We start from the raw sequence: 19,004 nt of genomic DNA, 5'->3' as shown, positions 1-19,004 counted from the left end.
GCCGCTCCTTCCGACCGGGAACACCCCTCCCCACCTTGCCCACCCAGGGGTTGCCGACGAGCCCGGAATAACGCAGATCACGAAACTCGCGGCTGGCTCACCCGGTACATCGCGACGCCGTGGCCGGGCACGGACGCGCTGATGACGCCGGTGGTGGAGGTCTCCTCCCCGGTCCAGAGATCGCGCAGGGCACGGGGACCGCCGCCCGCCAGACCGATCTCCTCCGCGGTCGTGCTGATCGTCGTCGGGTCGGCCGCCCGGTTGAACAGCACGACAGCCGTGGAGCCGTCGGACATCGGCTTGCCCCAGACCTGGGCCCCGTCGCCGGAGTCGCGCAGCAGTCGCCCCTGGGAGCCGCCCCAGTCCTGGTTCACGGCGATCACGTCGCGGTTGGTGAGGATCGCCCTGGTCCCGTCGCTCATCGCCGTGAGGTCGTTGCCCGCGATGAGCGGCGCGTTGAGCAGCGCCCACAGGCTGAAGTGCGCCACGTACTCCGTGTCGGTCATGCCGCCGTTGCCGACCTCCAGCATGTCCGGGTCGTTCCAGTGGCCGGGCCGCGCGAAGTCCGCCAGCTCGCGCTGCCGGTCGAGGATGTTGACCACCCCCAGGAACCACGAGTCGGGCGGGGTCTCCCAGGCGTCGACGATGTCCGGCGTGGTGCGCCACAGGTTCCCGCCGACGACGGGGCCGAACGACCAGGGCGACTCCTCGCCCCAGTTGCAGATGCTGTAGACGATCTCGCGACCGCTGGCCCGCAGCGCCTCGCCCATCCTGCGGTACCGCTCGGCGGCGGGCCGGCCCTGGTGGTGGCAGTTGTCGTACTTCAGGTAGTCCACGCCCCACTCGGCGAACGCGCGGGCGTCGACCTCCTCGTGGTCGAGCGAGCCGGGCATGGTCCTCTGGCAGGTCATGGTGCCGGCGCTGCTGTAGATGCCGAGCTTCAGCCCCCTGGCGTGGACGAAGTCGGCCAGGGCTCCGATCCCGCCGGGGAACTTCGTCCGGTGCGGCCGGAGCCGGCCCGAGGCCGGGTCCCGGTCCGGTTCGGCCCAGCAGTCGTCGATGTTGACGTACTCGTACCCGGCGTCCCGCATGCCCGAGGACACCAACGCGTCGGCGGTCCTCCTGACCACGTCCTCGGTGACGTCGCAGCCGAACTTGTTCCAGCTGTTCCACCCCATCGGCGGGGTCCTGGCCAGCACGCCGGCCGGAACACCGGCGGCGGCCGCCGCCGGCAGGGCGGACTCGGGAGACGCGACGACAACGCCCCCGACGAAGACGCTGAGAAGGACGACGACCAGGGAAAACAGGCCACGGGTTCCTGCCCCTGCGCTCGGCGACGACCACGCGCGCCCCACGCCCACCACCTCCTGCGCCGTCCCCTGGTCATGATGCACGCGGCGCCTGCGGCCGGCCCGTCGCCGCCGTGCCCGGTGTCCGAGCCGGTGAACGACGAACGGGGGGGTGCGGCCGTGCTCGGCCGCACCCCCGTCGGAGGTCGTCAGCAGTAGAGGTTGCCGCCCGGGTCGACCCCGAGGATCCGGGTGAAGTTCCGGTAGGCGTTGACCCGGCTCTCCACCTGCGCGGGGTTGCGCCCGTTGCACTCCAGGGCGCCGTTGATGCTGCGGATGGTCTCGCCGAAGCCGCGGTTGTTGACCATCGCGTCGTGCGGGGTCATGGTGCCGGGGCCCCGCTGGGTGTTCCAGTACCACAGCGCGGTCTTCCAAGACACCGCCGCGTCCCGCTCGACCAGCCACGGGTTCCGGAGCAGGTCGATCCCGAGGGCGTCGCCGGCCGCCTTGTAGTTGAAGTTCCAGCTCAGCTGGATCGGCCCGCGGCCGTAGTAGGCGGCCTGACCGGCGGGACAGCCGTAGGGCTGGTTCCGGTCGCAGTAGTGCGGGTAGTTGCCGGTGTTCTGCTCGACGATGTGGACCAGGCCGCCGGTCTCGTGGTTGACGTTGGCCAGGAACGCCGCGGCCTCCCGCTTCCGGGTGGCGTCGTCACCCGTCCTGGCGAAGCCCGGGTACGCGCTCAGCGCCGCGGTGAGGCCCTGGTAGGTGTAGAAGGAGTTCCGCCGCGGGAACATCTGGTTGAACTGGCCCTCGCTGACCACGAACTTCGTGTTGCCGCCGCCGTCGTCGCAGCGGTGCGGCTCCCAGTACCAGGTGCTGATCACCGGGTCGTAGCCCGGGTTGGCGTGCTTGGCGCGGTAGTACTGGCCGTTGGTGTAGCGCACGATCGACCCGGCCTCGTACCACTTGCCGGCGACCCAGTTGGGGGCGTTGCACGCCGCGGCGACCGAGGGCTGCTCGGCGGCGGATGCGGCCACGGGGATGCCGATCGCCAGCGCGACCGCGACCGCCAGGGCGGACAACGACGCGAAGAGACGCCGTCTCAACACTTGACCACTCCTTGTGTCGGGGGCGGAGCCGCGCCACAGGGGGAGGCGCGACTGTCTGGCAGATCAGCAGTTTGGTCTGAACCAGTCAAGGGCTCCGGCGGGGTTGCCTCGCACATTGAGCCACATGGACCCGCGAACACCTGCCGCACGGACTCCCACTTCGCGTCCCCGACACCGACGAATGCCGAGAGACGGACAGAAATGTGTTATTTCACCCGACGTTGACCCGTTTTTCCCCAACGCGCCGGGCCCGGCCGACTCCGTCGGAAGCACCAGGAGAACCCCGTCACCAGGACTGATGGAGCCGCGAGCGGCGCGACGGCCCGGCACCTGCCAGAGAAGATCTCCACGCGCTCTGGCGGGACAAACGAGATTGAGGCCCGGCCGCCGACGTCGACGGTGATCCGACAGGATTTTCCGGAACTTTTCCGCGCGAGCGGGGTCCGGGGAGACGGGGTTTCGGCGCGAATACACCGCGAAAAGATGTGGAATCGGCGGGTCGAGCTCGTCGCCCGCCGGGACGGACGCGGCCGTGCTGCCCAACCGGAGCGACAGCACGACCGCGTCCCGGACCCGCCGCCGGGGCGGAAAACCCCGGCGGGTTCCGCGGCGTCAGGCGAGCAGGCTTAGCACGGCGTCCGCGAACGCCTCCGGCCACTCCTGCGGAGCGTTGTGGCCCACTCCGGGCAGAACGCGGTACTCGAACGGCCCGGTGAAGAACTCGCGGTCGTCGAGCACGTCCGGCCCGCCGATTCCGTCGTCCTCGCCCACCATCACGACGGACGGGACGGTGATGCGCGGCTGGCGCGCGATGCGGTCCTCCAGCTCCTGGTACCGGGGGTCTCCCTCCACCAGGCCGTACCGGTGCCGGTAGGAGTGGATCACGACGTCGACGAAGTCCGGGTTGTGCAGGCTCGGCGCGCTGGCGGGGAAGGCCTCCGACGCCTCCTCCCAGGTCGGCGACCAGGTGCGCCACAGCAGCTCGCAGAGCTGCTCGCGGTTGCGCTCCAGCCCGCGGCGCCCGCGCTCGGAGTGGAAGTAGTACTGGTACCAGTAGGTGCGCTCCCACTCCGGGTTGGTGGGCTCACCGGAGTGGGCGATGTCCTGGACGTTGTAGCCGTCGACGGTGACGAGACCGAGCACGCGCTCGGGGAACAGCGCGGACACGATGCACGCGGCCCGGCCACCCCAGTCGTAGCCCCCGACGACGGCCTTCTCGATGCCCAGCGCGTCCATGAAGTCGACCAGGTCCTGCGCCAACGCCGCCTGTTGCCCCGACCGGGGCGTGCTCTCGTCCCGGAACCGGGTCGCGCCGAAACCGCGCAGGTAGGGGGCGAGCACGTGGGCGCCCCGCTCGGCGAGGACCGGGGCGACGTCGTCGTACGCCCGCACGTCGTACGGGAAGCCGTGCAGGAGGATCACCGGCGTCCCGCCGCTCTCGCCCGCCTGCTCGTACGCGATGTCGAGCACCGGGGTCGTGACGTGGCCTGACGAGGAAAAACTCATGTCCGGATCATGTCACCGCGCACCGACAGCCTTCCCTGTGTTTCCCGACTCCCCACCCGGCCCCGCCGGGGAGGGCGCGTCGGCTTGGGCGGTGCGGGGGCCGGGTATCCGCAGGGCGTGGAACACGAGCGGCGTGAACAGCGGGAACAGGCCGACGAGGAGAAGTACGACCAGGACAGTCGCACGTCGCTGGCGGAGAACGCGCCCGAGGCGTTCGACGAGGGCGAGACCATTCCCGGGCGCAGCGACTCCACGTCGCGTCACGACGAGGCGAGCCCGACGGGCAACGTCGGGACGACGGACTTCGCGCCAGGGCGGGGGCGCGAGAAGCGTTAGGCGCCGCCCGGAAAGCCGCTGTCCGGAAAGCCGAGGCCGGCAGCCGTCAGTACCTGTCGTACCCCTCGGCGTCCTCGACGCGGTAGTCGTCCTCGTCCTCCTGGACGACGCGCTCCTGCTCGGCCAGGTCGGCCTCGTTGGCGTCGGAGCGGACGCCGGACGCCACGTCGCCCCCGACCCGGTCCCGGTCGTCGACGAGGTCGCGGCGCTGTTCCTCCCGGTCCGCCACGGGCTCCTCCAGGTCCAACCCGGTCCCCGGCGCGAGCCTGGTCTCCCGTCGGGCGTCCTCGGCGTCGTGCGCGTCCTCGGCCCGCACGTCGTCCGGAACGGTGGGTTCGGTCATCGCCGCCGTCCTCTCGGTGCCAGTTGTCGCCAGTTGTCGGTTGTCGCCGGTCGTCGCCGGTGATGGTTGGTCGGGGGCAGTCCCGCGCCGGCCTCCGTCGGATTTCCGACACCCGCCGCATACCTCCGCCCAGGGCGCGCCAAACCCGGACCGGCCGGGGGGTGCGCCCCGTTTGTCCCGGGGAGCGCCGGGGTAGGCCGGGACCGGGCGCGTCACCGGGCCGGTGCCCGCGTGCGCCGGGGCCGGGGGCCGCACGTCAGGTCGACACCGCATCGGATCCACAGGAGCGGGGAGGACTGCCATGCCGGACCCAGGCAGCCACAAGTACGACATCCAGCGGGCGCGGCTGCGCGCCCGGTACGACGACCAGGGCGTCCCCGACCAGAACGCCGACCGGGCCGCGAACGAGGAGTTGCAGCGCGAGCACCCGCCCCGCCGGGTGGGCTCGCCCGAGCGCGCGGCCGGGCCGCTGGGCACGAGGGGCACCAGCCGGGGAGACCCCTCGCTGGAGGACGTGGCGAAGGCCCCGGAGGGCGGCGGGATCGGGCTGCACAGCGCGGCCTTCAACGACCACACCATGATCCCGAACCACTACGCCCTCGACGGTGACAACGCCAGCCCGCCCCTCCAGTGGGACCACGTCCCGGACGGGGCCGAGGAGCTGGCGCTGGTGGTCGAGGACCCGGACGCCCCGGGCCGCACGTTCGTGCACTGGGTCGTCACCGGCATCGACCCCTCGGTCACCGAGGTCGGCGAGGGCGCGGTGCCGGAGGGCGCGTCCGCCGGGCGCAACGACTTCGGCGACGTCGGCTGGGACGGCCCCCGGCCACCGGTGGGCGAGACGCACCGCTACTTCTTCCACCTCTACGCGGCGGACCAGCCGCTCGGGCTCGGCGAGGGCTGCACGGCGGACGACGTGCGGACGGCGTTGGCGGGCCACGAGGTGGCCAGCGGCACGCTCGTCGGGCTGTTCGGCCGCTGACGCCGGGGACCGGCGCCGCCGATCCGCCGCTATCTCACCCGGTTGTGCCGCGACGACACCCACGCGAGCAAGGGCGTCGGGCCTAGCGTCTGGAGATGACGGCAGCGGCGTCGCGAACCGCTGCCGAGCACAGGGGTTCCACGGGGGACGAGCGGGAGGCCTCCTCCCGGCGCGACTCGTCCGTCGCGGGGCCTCGCCGGCTGGACCGACAGACCCGGTGGCCGCGCCGTCGCACCACGGCACGGCTGCCCGGACGCCCGCGAGGGCGTCCCGCCCGGCCGTCACGACGCGCGGAACCCCAAGCCAGGGGTGGTCGCCAGCGCCGGATCGGTCCAGCCGGCGCTGAGCTCTCCCCGGGGTCGCGCCGGCGCTTTCCCGGAGGGCGGCGCGGCACCTCCGGAGGCCAGAAGCCTCAGCCGGGCGGCGGGACCGGGTCCGCGTAGACCACGAGGTTGTCCGGGTATCCCGCGCCCACCTCGTCGAACGGCCCCGCGCAGGTCACCAGCGCGAGCCGGTGCGGGCCGTTCGGGTCGAACAGGGCACGCGGGAGCGCCCACTTCGGGTGGGTGCGGCGGGCGACGACCCGGTAGTGGTGCCGGCCCGCGGGGGTGTCGACCTCCACCGGTGCGCCGAGGGGGAGGTTCCTGAGCTGGAAGAACGCCCCTTCTCCCGTCCACACGTCGTCGACGTGGCCGGCGATCATCATCGTGCCGGTCGCGGACGTGGGCGCCGCCCCGCCGGTCCACCAGCCGACCTTCCTCGGGTCGCGGGGCACCGCGAGGGACCCGTCGGGGTGCACCCGCGCCGGTTCGACGAACGCGGTGATGCCGAGGGTGGGCAGGCGCAGCCAGGACGGAGCCACCCGGGTCGGGGGCGGGGGCGCGGACGTCGGCGGCGCGGACGCGGAGGTCCCGGTCGGGACCGGGAGGGAGGTCGGGGGCAGCGGCCCCACCATGGGGCGGGTCGATGTGGCCGGGGTGGGCCGCGCGACGGACAGCTCCCCGATGTCCTCGGTCCGGGCCGGGGACAGCACGAGAACCGTGCCGAGGGCGGCGAGCGCCGCCCCCAGCGCCGAGACGGTCGTGGCCGCCCCGGGGCGGCCACGACCGAGCAGGGCGTGGGTCACCGCACCGGTCACCGCACGACGCGGTCCCGACGGGAGAAGCCCCGACGCAGGACGACCCCGGCGACGACGAGGAGCAACCCCACCGCGAGCAGGACCACCCCCGGCCCCTGCCAGGCGGAGCCGGCGGCCAGGCCCGCGCTGCCCGCGTTGATCGTCGTCGGCGCGCCGACCTCCCCGGCCGCGCCGAGCAGCGCGTCGTGGTGGGCCTTGACCACCGGCGCGGCGTCGGCGGCGACCTTCCTGGCCTCCGGCGAGGACCCCTGCGCCAGCTCGGTCTCGCCGAGCCGCATCGCCTTGGTGTGGGCCTCGGTCTGGGTGCGCACGAAGAGGGCGTCGAACTCCTCCGCGGTGGCGTTCTGCAGGCGCTCGTGCGTCGCCTTCTGGTCCGCGTCGGGAGCGTCGGGCAGGGCCACGCCCAGGGCGACGGCGGTCTGCGTGAGCGCCTCGTCCAGGCGGGTGTGGTCCTCCTCGAAGCGGGCGCCGAGGTCGCGGACGAGGGGGCGGGAGCCCCGGCTGCGCGCCAGCCGCCCGGCGTCGATCTCGGCGAGGTTGGCCTGGTGCGCCTGCTGGAGGAACTGGCGGTCCTGCTCGGACACACCGGGATCGGCCTGGGCGACGCCGGCCGACGCGGCGAGAGCGATGACGACGGCGCTGACCAGCCGGCCGAGCCGTGGCAGGGTGAGCATCAGGAACGTGTCCTTTCTGGCAGGCGGATCGGCGTGCGTCCGGTCGGTCCACCCCCTCCGACTGCGAGCCCGGTCGGCGGGGAGCGGCCTACCTCGTCCCCCGTTGCCCTGGCTCCCGGCCGTCCCCGCCGCGGCGGACCAAACCCGCGCGCCGACGACCGGCCGGTGTCACCGGGATCATCCTTCTGGCCACCGACGACGAGACGGCGGGACGACACGCGCACCACACATCGCCCATTCCGGTCTTCTTGCCCCGCCGGACTCCTCCCCGGCGCGCTCGCCCGGCCTCCCGACCATGAAGGGACGGCCTGCTCACCGCTCGACCCACCGGTCGCGCGGAGCGGTTCTCCGTCCGATTTGGACTTCGATTCGGGCTCCGACTCGGACGCGGTGAACACTGTGGACACCCGCCGGACTTCCTTGATCAGCAAGGAATCCGAGCGGAGCGGCGCGGGGCCGCTCCCCGCCGGACCCGACTTGTCCGGCAGAGTGGGAAAAAGGCCCGGACCGGGTACCTCCACCCCATGGCGCTCAACACGAACACCCCCATCGCCCCGGTCTCCGCGGAGCTCGGCGACTTCCCGCGCACCGCGATCGTCACCGGCGCCGACTCCGGCATCGGGCGCGCCATCGCCAGCGCGCTGGCCCGCGACGGCGTGCGCGTCGGCATCACGTACAACACCGACGTCGAGGGGGCGAGGGGCACGGCCGAGGAGGTCACCGAACGCGGGGGCACGGCGGTGGTCCGGCACCTCGACCTCACCCGCCTGCCGGCGGCCGCCGACGTCGTCGACGACCTGGCCGAGGAACTGGGCGGCGTCGACGTGTTCGTGAACAACGCGGGCACCGGCAGCAGCGCCCTCGCGGTCGACACCGACTTCGACGCCTGGCGGCACGTGGTCTCGGTGAACCTCGACGGCGTCTTCCTGTGCTCGGTGCGCGCGGCGAGGCGGATGGTGGCGGCGGGCCGCGGCGGGCGCATCATCACCATCACGAGCGTCCACGAGCACACCCCGCTCGTCGGGTCCGCGCCCTACTGCGCGGCCAAGGCCGGAGCCGGGCTGCTCATGCGGACGCTCGCGCTGGAACTCGCCGAGCACGGCATCACGGTGAACTCGGTGGCGCCGGGGGAGATCTCCACGCCGATGACCGGGCAGACCGACGTCGACCCGCGCACGCGGTCCCGGCCCGGCATCCCGTTGGGTCGGCCCGGCGACGCGCGCGAGGTCGCCTCGGTGGTGGCGTTCCTGGCCTCACCGGCGGCCAGTTACGTCACCGGCGCGTCCTGGCCGGTCGACGGCGGCCTGTTGTTGATGGGCGCCGTGGGGGCGCACCACCTGAAGAGCACCGACTGGCGACAACCCTGAGCCGGAATCCCCGGCAGGGAAGGGGAAAACGCGAGCCAGGGCCGTGGGTGGACGCGTCCCCCGCGCGCGTCCACCCACGGCCCCACCTCACCTCGGCTCCCCCGCGGCCCGGTCACGTGCCGGCCGGCGGGGAAGCGTCCTCCGGCATGGCCTCCCGCAGTTTCGCCAGCGTTCGGCTCAGCAGCCGGGAGACGTGCATCTGCGAGACCCCCACCCGCTCGGCGATCTGCGTCTGGGTCATCCCCTCGAAGAACCTCAGCACGAGGATCGTCCGCTCCCGCTCGGGCAACGAGGCGAGCAGCGGCCCGACGGTCTGCTGGGCCTCCACGTGGTCGAAACCGGTGTCGTGCTCGCCCAGCCGGTCGGCCAGCGCCATCCCGTCGCCGTCGGCGCCGACCAGCTCGGCGTCCAACGAGTCCGCGCGGTAGGCCACGGCCGCGCGCAGCCCCTCGAAGATCTCCTCCTTGGGCACCCCGAGGTGCTCGGCCAGCTCGCTCGGCCGGGCCGCGCGCCCCAGCCGCTGGGACAGCTCCCGGTTGGCCTTGTTCAGCGACAGCGACAGCTCCTTGAGCCGCCGGGGCATCCGGACCGCCCAGGTCCCGTCCCGGAAGTGCCGACGCAGCTCGCCGCTGATCGTGGGGATCGCGAAGCTGAGGAAGTCCGAGCCGCGGTCGGGCTCGAACCGGTCCACCGCGTGGATCAGGCCCACGGTGGCGACCTGCGCCAGGTCCTCCTCGGGCTCGCCGCGCCGGGCGAAGCGCCGGGCCAGGTTGCGCGCGACCGGCAGGAAGCCGGTGACCAGGTGGTCGCGCAGCTCCGCCCGGCGCGGGTCGTCCGGGTCCAGCGCGGCCAGCTCCCGCAGCGCCGGGACGAGGTGCTCGTACTCCCCCCGGCCCGCGCCGCCGGTCGACTCGGCCCCGTCCGCCGCCGGCTCGGCGTCGTCCAGCGGCGCGCCGGTCGGGTCGGCGGCCGTCGCGTCGGTCCTGTCGACCGTGTCCGCCGCGTTGACGTCCGCCGTGTCGATGTCCCCTGTGCGGATGTCCGCCGCGTTGATCTCGTCGGTCGCACCTGTCGTGTTGGTCGTGTTCTCGGATGTGCCAGTGACGGTCACGGCGCCTCCGAACCGGCCGGGGTCCTGGTGAACTCGACGCACACCCGGTGCCCGCCCCCGGCGGCGGCCGTCACCGAGACCCGGACCACGTCGACCAGCGCGGTCAGCAGCCGCCAGCCCAGCGAGTCCTGGTCCGGCCCCGCCGGGGCCGCCGACCACGCCTCCAGCGACACCCGGACCGCGTCCGGGGCCGCCTCGAACCGGCAGCACAGGGTGTCCGAGCCGACGATCACCTCCAGCAGCGCGGCGGCGGCCTCGTCGACCGCCATCTGCACGTCGGAGATCGTGTCCAGGTCGTGGTCGCGCCGCATCGCCAGGTCGCCGGCGACCAGGCGGAGCAGCGGCAGGTTCTCCACCGCCGCGTCCAGTCGCAGCTCGACCCTGGTCACCGGGTCCGTGCGCCAGGCCCGCCCGTTGGTCACCGCGGTGTGGCCGCCGTCGCCGTGCCCGTTCGTCGCCGCGCGCCCGGAGTCCGTCGCCGTGCCCGGACGGCCATCGCCCCGCCTCACGACGCCCGCACCTGCCCCTCGATCGCGAACACCGCGTCCAGGCCGGTCAGCTCCAGGATGCGCAGCGCGTACCGGTTGACGTCGCTGAGCACGACCCGGCCGCCCCGCTCGACCACCGCCTCCCTGGCCCGCACCAGCGCGGCCAGGCAGGCGGAGTCGAAGAAGGTGACCGAGCCGAACGACACCGCGACCTCGGTCACGCCGGCCGCGAGGACCTTCGCCACGTGGGCGTCCAGCTCGCCGACGGAGGCGTGGTCGATCTCCCCGTGCAACACGATGACGCCCCGGGAGCCGTCGACCCGCGATGTGGCCGACGCCCCCGCGCCGCTCGATCCGGCGCCGCTCGATCCAACGCTGCCCGGTCCGACGCCGTTGGACCCCACGCCTGTCGGCGCGGCGCCGTTCGTCCCGATGCGGTCGTCCCTCGTCATCCGGTCGTCTCCCCGGTCACGTCCGGCCGCGCCCGGCCTCGGGCGCGGCGGCTCCCGTGGCCGGGAGCCCCCCGCCCTACTTCCCGGGCGGGGGTGCCCGCTAAACCCGATGGGCGGAACGAGACGCACGTCTCACTCCACGCGCGTTTGCCCGGGCCCCGCGCGGGCCACCTCCTAGCCCAGAAGCGTGGGAGGGCGAGTGGGGATGAGAACGGGGGAACGTCGATGTCCGGACACCGCCGACAGCCGGGGCGGGGACGGGGAAGACACCGGTCACGGGCCGGTGGCCGGCGGACCGGGACGGGGCGCGGCGGAGGGCGGACAAGCGCGCGCCCTTCTGCGTACCCTGACGCGCGATCGTGTGGTCCCGCCCCGGGTCCGCGGCGGCGACCGCCCCGAACCGCGCGCCACCGCGTGCGTGGCACGCGCCGCGCGCCGGCCGAAGGAGCCATGACGGAACTGCGACGCCCCGCGCCGGCCCTGGCACGGATTCCGCTGGTGGACGGAATTCCGCCGTTGCGGCAACTCCGCGAGTTCGCCACCGTGCGGCTGGCGGGCGCTCCACCCGAGCTGGTGCAGGACGTGCACCTCGTGTTGACCGAACTGGTCACCAACGCCTACCTGCACGCGAGCGCGCCCCGCTCGGTGGGTCTCGGCCGTCTGGGGGACGGGGCGGGGGTGCGCGTCGAGGTGAGCGACGGGAGCGCCGCGCCGCCCAGTGTCCAGCCGTTCTCGTCCACCCGCCTGGGCGGGCGCGGGATGCGGATCGTCGACCAGCTCGCCGACGAGTGGGGCGTGCTGCACAGCGACGGCGGCGGCAAGACCGTGTGGGCCGTGATCCGGGGCGCCGCCTCCGCCCGCGGCCGCGTGGGCGGGGCGTCCGACTCGTCCCGTCCGGGCGATCCGCCCGCCCCCGGCGCACCACTGTCCACAGAGGAATGAGGAACCCGGTGAGCGGCGGAGTCCTCGGCGCTCACCGGGTTCCTGGCGTTGAGCGCCCGTCAACCGATGCCCTAGATTTGCCGCGCGGCAAACAAATGCCCGCCCACCAGGCGGGCGGCGAACACCGCGACGAACACCGAGCCCACCCCCGACCCGCCGGAGCTGTGCACACGATGGCCATGACGTTCGACCAGAACGCCAACGACGACGTCGCGGACTTCCTTCTGGAGCACGAGGAACGCATCACCGAGGACTGGTTGCGGGCGGGGTTCTTCGCACAGCACGGCGGTCAGGAGCCGGAGCAGGCCAGAGCCGACTGCCGCGCCGTGCTGGCCGCCGTGGCCGACGCCGCGCGCACCGGCCGGGCGCACGACCCCGCCGCGCCCGGGTTCCTCCAGGTGCGCGCGCTGCTCGGCGACCTCGTCGCGATGCGCACCCGGCACGGCGAGTCGCCCAGCCAGACCGCGCTGGAGCTGAGCCGGCTCAAGCAGCCGGTGCTCGACCTGTGGACGCGGCACCGGCGGGGCGACGACGACCTCACCGCGCACGCCGTGCTGCTGAGCACGGCGCTCGACACGCTGCGGCTGGCCGTGGTGGAGACCGCGCTGAGCGCGGGCGCCGACATCATCGCCTACCAACAGCAACAGCTCATGGAGCTGTCCACGCCGGTGATCAAGCTGTGGGACAACGTGCTCGCGGTCCCGCTGATCGGCACCCTGGACAGCGCGCGCAGCCAGGTCGCCATGGAGAGCCTGCTGCAGGCCATCGTCGACCACCAGGCCGCGGTGGCGATCCTGGACATCACCGGTGTGCCCACCATCGACACCATGGTCGCCCAGCACCTGCTCAAGACCGCGATGGCCGCCCGGCTGATGGGCGCCGAGTGCGTGATCAGCGGCATCCGCCCGCAGATCGCCCAGACGATGGTGCAGCTCGGCATCGAGCTGGGCGAGGTGAACACCCAGGGCACCCTCGCCGACGCCCTCGCCTACGCGCTGCGCCGCATCGGCCTGTTGGTGGCCAGGGCGGAGAACGCGTAGTGCGGCCAACGGGAGCGGTTCCCGTCCTCACCCTCGGCGACGTGGTGCTGGTCAGCATCCAGGTCGAGCTGCACGACGAGCTGGCGCTGCGGCTCCAGCAGGACCTGGCCGAGCGGGTGGCGGCGACCGGAGCGCGGGGCGTGGTGATCGACGTGTCGGCGATCGACATCGTCGACTCGTTCCTGGCCAAGGTGCTGCACGACATCAGCGCGACGGCGGCGATGCTCGCCTCGACCGCGGTCGTCGTCGGCATCCGGCCCGCCGTGGCGATCACCCTGGTGGAGTTGGGGTTGCCGCTGCGCGGGCTGCGCACCGCGCCGTCGGTGGACGTCGCCTTCACCATGCTGGGTGTGCGACAGTCCGCGGGATCGCCCGCGTCGACGGTCCCGCCGCCCGCCGCGGAGCACCCGTCGTCGGACGTCGGCCGTGGGCGGAGGGAGAACGTGGGCGCCCACGAGCAACTCCCGCCGAGCCCCCGGGTGCGGGAGATGGGGTGAGCACCGCGATGGAGGCCAGGGTGGTGACGATCGCCACCGAGCTGGACATCGTGCGGGTGCGACAGACGGTGCGGGACATCGCGGTGCGGGGGCGGTTCTCCCTCGTGGAGCAGACGAAGCTGGTCACCGCGGCGAGCGAGCTGGCCCGCAACGCCCTGGTGCACGGCGGGGGCGGCGAGGTCTCGGTGAGCGCCGAGCCGGCCGGCCCCGGCGTGCGCGTGCGGCTGGTGTTCGTCGACCACGGCCCGGGCATCGCCGACCTCGACCAGGCCCTGACCGACGGGTTCACCACCGGCTCCGGGCTGGGCCTCGGGCTGGGCGGCGCGCGGCGGCTGGTCGACGAGTTCCACATCGAGTCCACGCCGGGCCGGGGCACCACGGTGACGATCAGCTCGACCTCCGGCGGCGTCGTCCGATGAGCCGACCCGACCTGCGGATCGACCAGCCGGGCCACGTGGGCCCGGCCAGGGCGCTGGCGGTGCGGGCCGCGCACGTCGCCGGGCTGCCGCAGGCCGTGGTCGACCGGGTGGCGCTGGCCGCCACCGAGCTGGCCAGCAACCTGGTCCGGCACGCCGGCGGCGGCAGCCTGCTGGCGCAGCAGGGCCCGGCCGGGCTGGAGCTGCTGGCGCTCGACCTCGGCCCGGGCATCGCCCGGGTCAGCGACAGCATGCGGGACGGCTTCTCCACGGCGGGCACGCTCGGGGCCGGCCTGGGCACCGTGCGCAGGGCGGCCGACGAGTTCGACCTGTTCTCGCTGCCCGGCGCCGGCACGGTCGTGCTCGCCCGGTGGCGGCGCGCCGAGCGGCTCGGTCCGGTCGTGGGCGCGGTGGGCGTGCCCGCGCCGGGCGAGGACGTCTCCGGCGACGCCTGGACCGCGGTCCGGGGCTCGGGCGTGCTCACCGTGCTCGTCAGCGACGGGCTCGGGCACGGCCCGGCCGCGGCCGCGGCGAGCCGGCGGGCGGTCGCCCTGGTCCGGGAGCACCCCGACGCCGACCCCGCCGCCCTGCTCGGCACGCTGCGGTCCGGGCTGGCCGGCACCAGGGGGGCCGCGGTCGCGGTGGCCCAGGTGCACCACGGCACCGGCCGGCTCCGGTTCGTCGGGATGGGCAACGTCGCGGCGCGGCTGCACGCCGACCGGTCGGCCGGCGCGCGGCGCCTGGTCTCCCGGCCCGGCATCGTCGGGGTCGGCCAGAACCGGCCGGCGCTGATCGACACGGTGCACCCGTGGGGTCCGGAGAGCCTGCTCGTGCTGTCCACCGACGGGGTCAGCGACCGCTGGTCGCTGGCCGACTGGCCGGGGCTGACGCGCCACGACCCCACGACCGTGGCAGCGTGGGTGCTGTGGCACGCGAACCGACGGCGCGACGACGTGTGCGTGCTGGCGCTGGCCGGGGCCCGGTGGTAGCGCCGTGACCGATCTCCACTACCGGGTGACCGGCGCGGCCGAGGCGGACCGCGCCCGCGAGGGGCTGGCCCAGACCGCGGCCCGGCTCCCGCTGGACGCCGCGCACCGGGCCCGGCTGCTGGCCGAGACGGCGCCCTGGCTGCGCCGGCTGGCCAGGGAGGGCGGCACCGTCCGGGTGCGCGTGGAGGGCGACGCGCCGGAGGCGCGGCGGCAGCTCGCCGAGATCGCCGCCGGCGCCCCGGTGGACGACCGGGTGCTGCGCCCGCTGCTGGACCTGCTCGACCAGCAGACCGACGCGCTGGCCTGGCACCAGACCGAGCTGGAGCAGACCAACGCCGGCCTGCTGGCGCTGCACGCCCAACTGGAGGAGCAGCGCCGGCGGCTGGCGTTCCTCGACCGGATCAGCCGGGAGCTCGCGGTGTCGCTGGACCCCGAGCAGGTGCTGGGCACGCTGGTCCGCCTGCTGCGGCAGCAGGAGTTCGCCGACGAGGTGCACATCTGGACCGTCGACGAGCGGGGACGGCTGCACCAGCCGCTGGCCGACCCGACGACCGACGGGCAGGCCGCCGGCGTCGACACCGCGCAGGTGCTGCGGTCCGACGCGGCGCGCCTGGACCACGCCGACCGGCGGCTGTGCCTGCCGCTGCGCGTGGGGCCGCAGCCGCTGGGCGTGCTCGCGCTGTGCCGCACCGCGACGCCGTTCCGCCCCGACGAGCAGGACCTGGCCGCGCACATCGCGAGCCGGGCCGCGTTGGCCCTGCGCAACGCGCGGGAGTACGAGCGGGAGCGCGAGCTGGCCGAGACGCTCCAGCGCGCCATGCTCCCGACGCTGCCGCCCCGCGACCGCGCGCACGTGTGGGCCGAGTACCGCCCGGCGACGCGCGGCGTGAACATCGGCGGCGACTGGTACGACGCCTTCTTCCGCGCGGACGGCTCGTTGGTGCTGGCCATCGGCGACGTGACCGGCCACGGCCTGGAGGCGGCGGTGCTGATGGGCGAGCTGCAGAACGCGCTGCGCGCCTACGCCGTGGAGGGGCACGGGCCCGGCATGACGCTCCGGCTCGTGCACGACCTGCTCCGCCAGCAGCGGACCGGGCTGTTCGCCACCGCCCAGGTCGCCGTGCTCGACCCCGGGGCGTCTGTCGTGCGGTGGGCCAGCGCGGGGCACCTGCCGTTGCTGCTGCGCGGCCCGGACGGCCGGGTGACGTCGGTGGAGCGGCCCCAGGCGCCCCTGCTGGGCGTGCCGGTCGACGTGTCGGTGCCCGAGCACGAGACCGAGCTGCCGCCCGGCGGGGAGGTGCTGCTCTACACCGACGGGCTGGTGGAGCGGCGCGACAGCGACCTGGACGCCGGGCTCGCCCGGCTCGTCGCGGCCTGGAGCGCCGCCCCGTGCGGGCCGGCGGAGCGGACCACCCAGCACCTGCTGGACGCGCTGCTCGGCGCCGGCCGGCACGAGGACGACGTCTGCCTGCTGCTGTACCGCCACCCGGACCCGTCCGGCCAGTCCGATCGGCCCGGCCAGTCCGGCCGGTCCGACGCGGCCTGACGGCTCCCCCGCCGCCGCGCCGGGCCGGGTCAGTTCGCCGAGGGCGGCGGGTCGGCCAACGCGGCCGGCAGGTCGGGGTAGAGCGCGAGGGCCGTGGTCAGCCCGGTGAGCGCGAGCGGCCGGGACACCGCCCGGTTGCGCACCACCAGGCGGAGCTGCGCGCCGCGCGCGGCCAGCTCGCTGTGCGCGGTGACGAGGACCGCCAGGCCGCTGGAGGCGAGGAACCCGACACCGCCGAGGTCCACCACCACGACCCGGGCGCCGGCGGACTGGTGGCCGGCCAGCTCGTCCCGCAGCGTCGGCGCGGTCAGCATGTCGATCTCGCCGTCGGCGGCGACCACCACCACGTCCGCGCCGCGCCACTGGCTGCGCAGTCTCAGCAGCGAGCCGGCCGTGGCGTCCTGGTCCGGTGACGTGCCCGGCGACGCCGGGGGCGCGGCGCCCGGTGGCTCCTGCGTCCCGCTTCCGTCCTGGCGGCTGGTCGGCTCCATGGAATCGCCTCACGTGTCCTTTCGCACGGCAGCTTGATCGGGTGCGCCCGTCGCGGGCAACCGACCGTAACGCCGATTCTTGCCCAGGGACAACAAAGCCTGGTCGGGGCGGTCACGCACCGTGGTGGGCGGGTCGGTCGCCGGCCGGTCGTCCGCTACGCTTTTGCCGCACGACAAAGACCGTGGCCGAGGAGGTGACGGATGCGGGGCCCGCGTTCCGCCGCGTCCACCCTGGCCGAACCGCCCGCCCCCTGGGACGGCGGCGTCGGGCGCGCCCGCGGCGCGGGGCGCCGTGGCGGCAACGCCGTTCTCGTCGCGGTGGCGGAGCTAACCGGGGTCCTGGCGGACCAGTCCCAGCTCGACCGCGACCGCCCGGAACTCCTCCAGCCCCGCCAGCAGCGCGGACCGGCCGACGAGGGTCATCGCGTCGAGGACCCGGCCCAGCTCGGCGCGTCGAGCGGTGCGCAGGTGGTTGAGCACGCGTTGGCCGTCCCCGGTCAACGTCAGCGTGACCTCCCGCCGGTCGGCCCGCCCGCCCCGTCTGGCCAGCAGGCCGGCCGCCTGGAGCCGGTCGCACAGCCGGCTCGCCGAGGACGGGATCGCACCCAGCTCCTCCGCGAGGCCGCCGAGGTTGATGTCGTGGTGTCTCTCCACCACCAGCAGGGCGCGCAGCTGGGACGGCGAGACCTTCGGGTGAGTGGTCTCCGTCCCGTGCCCCCAGGCGGTCACCAGCGCCTCGGCCGCGGCGGCCACCGCGGCGGGCAGGTCGGCGGGAAGAGGATGGGGATCTCGAACCTGCGCCATTCTCCGCTCAAACACGTCAGCTGATCACGGGCTCGCCGGTGCGCCGGAGGACGCGGACGTCGACGTGGGGGGCAGCCCCCGCGCCCCCGGCGCCCGCCGCCGGCCGGTGTCGCGGTCGCCCGACCCCGACCCACCGGCGACCTCGCCCGCTCCGCGCACCGCTGGCCTCCTTTCGGGGCACATTGTCCACGCCCGCGATCTCGGCATCGACAACAGCGCTCACCAGCCCGTTCCGTGCCCGGTCCGCCGGGGCGACCCGTGCGGCCCGGCTCGTCGGCGGCGCTGGCGGCAGCCCGCGCGGACCGACCGGGACGGCCTCCGCCACCTGCCGCGTCGACCAGTCGTGCGACTCCTCGCCAGTGGCGCGACCGCGTGCGGCCGGACCGCCCTCATCGTCCACAGTGGACAGAACGGCGGGGGCGCGCGGCCGCCGGGCGCGTCGGGAAGCGGCCGGACGGACCACGCCCCCGGTCCGCCAGGAGCAGGACGGTGCTGTCACCGATCCAACACAGGGAGTAGTGTCAGGAGCGATGGAGGACGTGGGGACCGGAACCCGCGACGCCGTGCGGCTGGACCCGCTCCAGCCAGGTGATCACGTGGGTTGGATCGTGGGCTCTGCCGAGGAGTACGAACGCCTCTCCCGCTGGTGCCTGGCCGACGGCGCCCGGGCCGGGGACAAGCTGTTCGTCCTCGGCTCACGGGCCGGTGGAGCGGCGCGCGCGACGCACCTGCCCGAGCTGCCCGAGCACACGAGACTGTCCCCCCTCCGGTCCGACGCGCTCGACCCGGACGCGATGGGTCAGGTGTTCGCCAGGGAGACGGCCGCCGCCTGCCACGAGGGCTACCGCGGCGTCCGGGTGCTGGCCGACATGGAGTGGCTGCTGGACCACCCGCCCGCCCCGACCCTGGAGACCCTGGTCGACTTCGAGCTGCGCCTGGGCCGCATGGTGGCCGAGATGGGCGCGATCGTGGTCTGCGCCTACCGCGCCCGCCGGTTCGACCCCGGCACGGTGGCGCAGGTGATGTGCGTGCACGGGCTGGAGATCGGGGAGAACCGGCCCGACCGCGGTTTCCGCATGTGGAGCAACGGGCAGAATGTCTGGGAGGTGCACGGCGAGGTTGACCTGTCCAACGCGGCGGCCTTCCGGGCCGCTCTGGAGACGGCGTTGTCCGACGGCGACTCGCCCGACGGGCCGGCGCGGGAGCCCAACGGTGACGCGGCGGCCACGGTGCGGTTGCGGTTGTCCGGGTTGCGGTTCATCGACGTGACCGGGATGCGCACACTGGCGCTGGCCGCCCAGTCACGTCGTCCCGGCGTGCGCCTGGTGGTGCAGGCCGCGCCGAGGAAGTTCCGTAGGTGGTGGGAACTCCTCGGCTACGACCAGGACGGCGACTGTGGAGTGGAGATCCAGGCATGACCGGCCCGCGCGTGAGGGCCCGGTCCCCGCGTGTCCACCCGCGTCCGGCGCGGCGGGCTCCAGGAG

The 19,004-nt window shown here is 74.4% G+C and carries 21 protein-coding genes; 10 read left to right on the top strand and 11 right to left on the bottom strand.

The window, feature by feature from the left end:
• Window positions 1–77: 77 nt before the first annotated feature.
• From BUE43_RS07010 to BUE43_RS07000, 3 genes are all read right to left on the bottom strand, one after another.
• Window positions 78–1,355 carry a glycoside hydrolase family 27 protein gene (locus BUE43_RS07010; RefSeq protein ID WP_234995581.1) on the bottom strand — a complete coding sequence of 426 codons (1,278 nt, stop codon included), beginning with the start codon at window positions 1,353–1,355 and terminating at the stop codon, window positions 78–80.
• 143 nt (window positions 1,356–1,498) lie between these two features.
• Complete coding sequence (locus BUE43_RS07005) at window positions 1,499–2,338, bottom strand: glycoside hydrolase family 19 protein (RefSeq protein ID WP_143174051.1); 840 nt, start codon at window positions 2,336–2,338, stop codon at window positions 1,499–1,501.
• A gap of 672 nt (window positions 2,339–3,010) precedes the next feature.
• Window positions 3,011–3,904 carry an alpha/beta fold hydrolase gene (locus BUE43_RS07000; protein WP_073480564.1) on the bottom strand — a complete coding sequence of 298 codons (894 nt, stop codon included), beginning with the start codon at window positions 3,902–3,904 and terminating at the stop codon, window positions 3,011–3,013.
• 117 nt (window positions 3,905–4,021) lie between these two features.
• Here BUE43_RS07000 and BUE43_RS06995 point away from each other — a divergent pair, with 117 nt between their 5' ends.
• A complete protein-coding gene (locus tag BUE43_RS06995; RefSeq protein WP_073480563.1) occupies window positions 4,022–4,240 on the top strand; it encodes a hypothetical protein in 219 nt (72 codons plus the stop codon).
• 46 nt (window positions 4,241–4,286) lie between these two features.
• On the opposite strand, the gene BUE43_RS06990 is transcribed toward BUE43_RS06995, so the two are convergent.
• Complete coding sequence (locus tag BUE43_RS06990; protein WP_200797400.1) at window positions 4,287–4,583, bottom strand: hypothetical protein; 297 nt, start codon at window positions 4,581–4,583, stop codon at window positions 4,287–4,289.
• A 301-nt stretch (window positions 4,584–4,884) separates the two neighbouring features.
• Here BUE43_RS06990 and BUE43_RS06985 point away from each other — a divergent pair, with 301 nt between their 5' ends.
• Entirely contained in the window at window positions 4,885–5,565 is a 681-nt protein-coding gene (locus tag BUE43_RS06985; protein WP_083959420.1) for a YbhB/YbcL family Raf kinase inhibitor-like protein, read from the top strand.
• 412 nt (window positions 5,566–5,977) lie between these two features.
• On the opposite strand, the gene BUE43_RS06980 is transcribed toward BUE43_RS06985, so the two are convergent.
• Together BUE43_RS06980 and BUE43_RS06975 are read right to left on the bottom strand one after the other, a co-directional pair.
• Entirely contained in the window at window positions 5,978–6,703 is a 726-nt protein-coding gene (locus BUE43_RS06980) for a class F sortase (protein ID WP_083959419.1), read from the bottom strand.
• Window positions 6,700–7,377, bottom strand: coding sequence for a DUF4142 domain-containing protein (locus BUE43_RS06975; protein WP_073480562.1), 678 nt, complete (start codon window positions 7,375–7,377; stop codon window positions 6,700–6,702). The genes BUE43_RS06980 and BUE43_RS06975 overlap by 4 nt, the downstream gene beginning before the upstream one ends.
• A gap of 524 nt (window positions 7,378–7,901) precedes the next feature.
• Here BUE43_RS06975 and BUE43_RS06970 point away from each other — a divergent pair.
• Window positions 7,902–8,744, top strand: a complete 843-nt coding sequence (locus tag BUE43_RS06970; RefSeq protein WP_073480561.1) for an SDR family oxidoreductase — start codon at window positions 7,902–7,904, stop codon at window positions 8,742–8,744.
• Window positions 8,745–8,856: 112 nt separating this feature from the next.
• Here BUE43_RS06970 and BUE43_RS06965 read toward each other — a convergent pair whose 3' ends face one another.
• From BUE43_RS06965 to BUE43_RS32575, 3 genes are all read right to left on the bottom strand, one after another.
• On the bottom strand, window positions 8,857–9,690 hold the full coding sequence (locus BUE43_RS06965) for a SigB/SigF/SigG family RNA polymerase sigma factor (protein WP_073480953.1): 834 nt from the start codon (window positions 9,688–9,690) through the stop codon (window positions 8,857–8,859).
• Window positions 9,691–9,851: 161 nt separating this feature from the next.
• Complete coding sequence (locus tag BUE43_RS06960; RefSeq protein WP_083959418.1) at window positions 9,852–10,364, bottom strand: hypothetical protein; 513 nt, start codon at window positions 10,362–10,364, stop codon at window positions 9,852–9,854.
• Window positions 10,361–10,795, bottom strand: coding sequence for an STAS domain-containing protein (locus BUE43_RS32575; RefSeq protein ID WP_083959417.1), 435 nt, complete (start codon window positions 10,793–10,795; stop codon window positions 10,361–10,363). The genes BUE43_RS06960 and BUE43_RS32575 overlap by 4 nt, the downstream gene beginning before the upstream one ends.
• A gap of 450 nt (window positions 10,796–11,245) precedes the next feature.
• Between BUE43_RS32575 and BUE43_RS06950 the strand changes: the two genes are divergently transcribed.
• The 6 genes from BUE43_RS06950 to BUE43_RS06925 all read left to right on the top strand — a co-directional run bounded on the left by BUE43_RS06950 (window position 11,246) and on the right by BUE43_RS06925 (window position 16,225).
• Window positions 11,246–11,737, top strand: coding sequence for an ATP-binding protein (locus tag BUE43_RS06950; protein WP_073480560.1), 492 nt, complete (start codon window positions 11,246–11,248; stop codon window positions 11,735–11,737).
• Between the two features lie 179 nt (window positions 11,738–11,916).
• Entirely contained in the window at window positions 11,917–12,777 is an 861-nt protein-coding gene (locus BUE43_RS06945; RefSeq protein WP_143174000.1) for an STAS domain-containing protein, read from the top strand.
• Window positions 12,777–13,274, top strand: coding sequence for an STAS domain-containing protein (locus BUE43_RS06940; RefSeq protein WP_073480559.1), 498 nt, complete (start codon window positions 12,777–12,779; stop codon window positions 13,272–13,274). The genes BUE43_RS06945 and BUE43_RS06940 overlap by 1 nt, the downstream gene beginning before the upstream one ends.
• Window positions 13,271–13,693 carry an anti-sigma regulatory factor gene (locus tag BUE43_RS06935; protein WP_407697095.1) on the top strand — a complete coding sequence of 141 codons (423 nt, stop codon included), beginning with the start codon at window positions 13,271–13,273 and terminating at the stop codon, window positions 13,691–13,693. The genes BUE43_RS06940 and BUE43_RS06935 overlap by 4 nt, the downstream gene beginning before the upstream one ends.
• Window positions 13,690–14,679: an ATP-binding SpoIIE family protein phosphatase gene (locus tag BUE43_RS06930; protein ID WP_073480558.1), complete on the top strand. Its 990-nt coding sequence runs from the start codon at window positions 13,690–13,692 to the stop codon at window positions 14,677–14,679. The genes BUE43_RS06935 and BUE43_RS06930 overlap by 4 nt, the downstream gene beginning before the upstream one ends.
• A gap of 4 nt (window positions 14,680–14,683) precedes the next feature.
• Window positions 14,684–16,225 carry a PP2C family protein-serine/threonine phosphatase gene (locus BUE43_RS06925; protein ID WP_143173999.1) on the top strand — a complete coding sequence of 514 codons (1,542 nt, stop codon included), beginning with the start codon at window positions 14,684–14,686 and terminating at the stop codon, window positions 16,223–16,225.
• 29 nt (window positions 16,226–16,254) lie between these two features.
• On the opposite strand, the gene BUE43_RS06920 is transcribed toward BUE43_RS06925, so the two are convergent.
• Together BUE43_RS06920 and BUE43_RS06915 are read right to left on the bottom strand one after the other, a co-directional pair.
• Entirely contained in the window at window positions 16,255–16,716 is a 462-nt protein-coding gene (locus tag BUE43_RS06920) for an STAS domain-containing protein (RefSeq protein ID WP_083959415.1), read from the bottom strand.
• Between the two features lie 327 nt (window positions 16,717–17,043).
• Window positions 17,044–17,520 (bottom strand): MarR family winged helix-turn-helix transcriptional regulator, encoded by a 477-nt coding sequence (locus BUE43_RS06915; protein ID WP_073480557.1) that lies wholly within the window; start codon window positions 17,518–17,520, stop codon window positions 17,044–17,046.
• 530 nt (window positions 17,521–18,050) lie between these two features.
• Here BUE43_RS06915 and BUE43_RS06910 point away from each other — a divergent pair.
• On the top strand, window positions 18,051–18,938 hold the full coding sequence (locus tag BUE43_RS06910; RefSeq protein ID WP_073480556.1) for an MEDS domain-containing protein: 888 nt from the start codon (window positions 18,051–18,053) through the stop codon (window positions 18,936–18,938).
• Window positions 18,939–19,004: the final 66 nt, after the last annotated feature.

The organism is Streptoalloteichus hindustanus (assembly GCF_900129375.1).
Classification (GTDB): Bacteria; Actinomycetota; Actinomycetes; order Mycobacteriales; family Pseudonocardiaceae; genus Streptoalloteichus; species Streptoalloteichus hindustanus.
The sequence above is the reverse complement of the archived record's forward strand: the minus strand, read 5'-3'. Positions and strand labels throughout refer to the sequence as shown.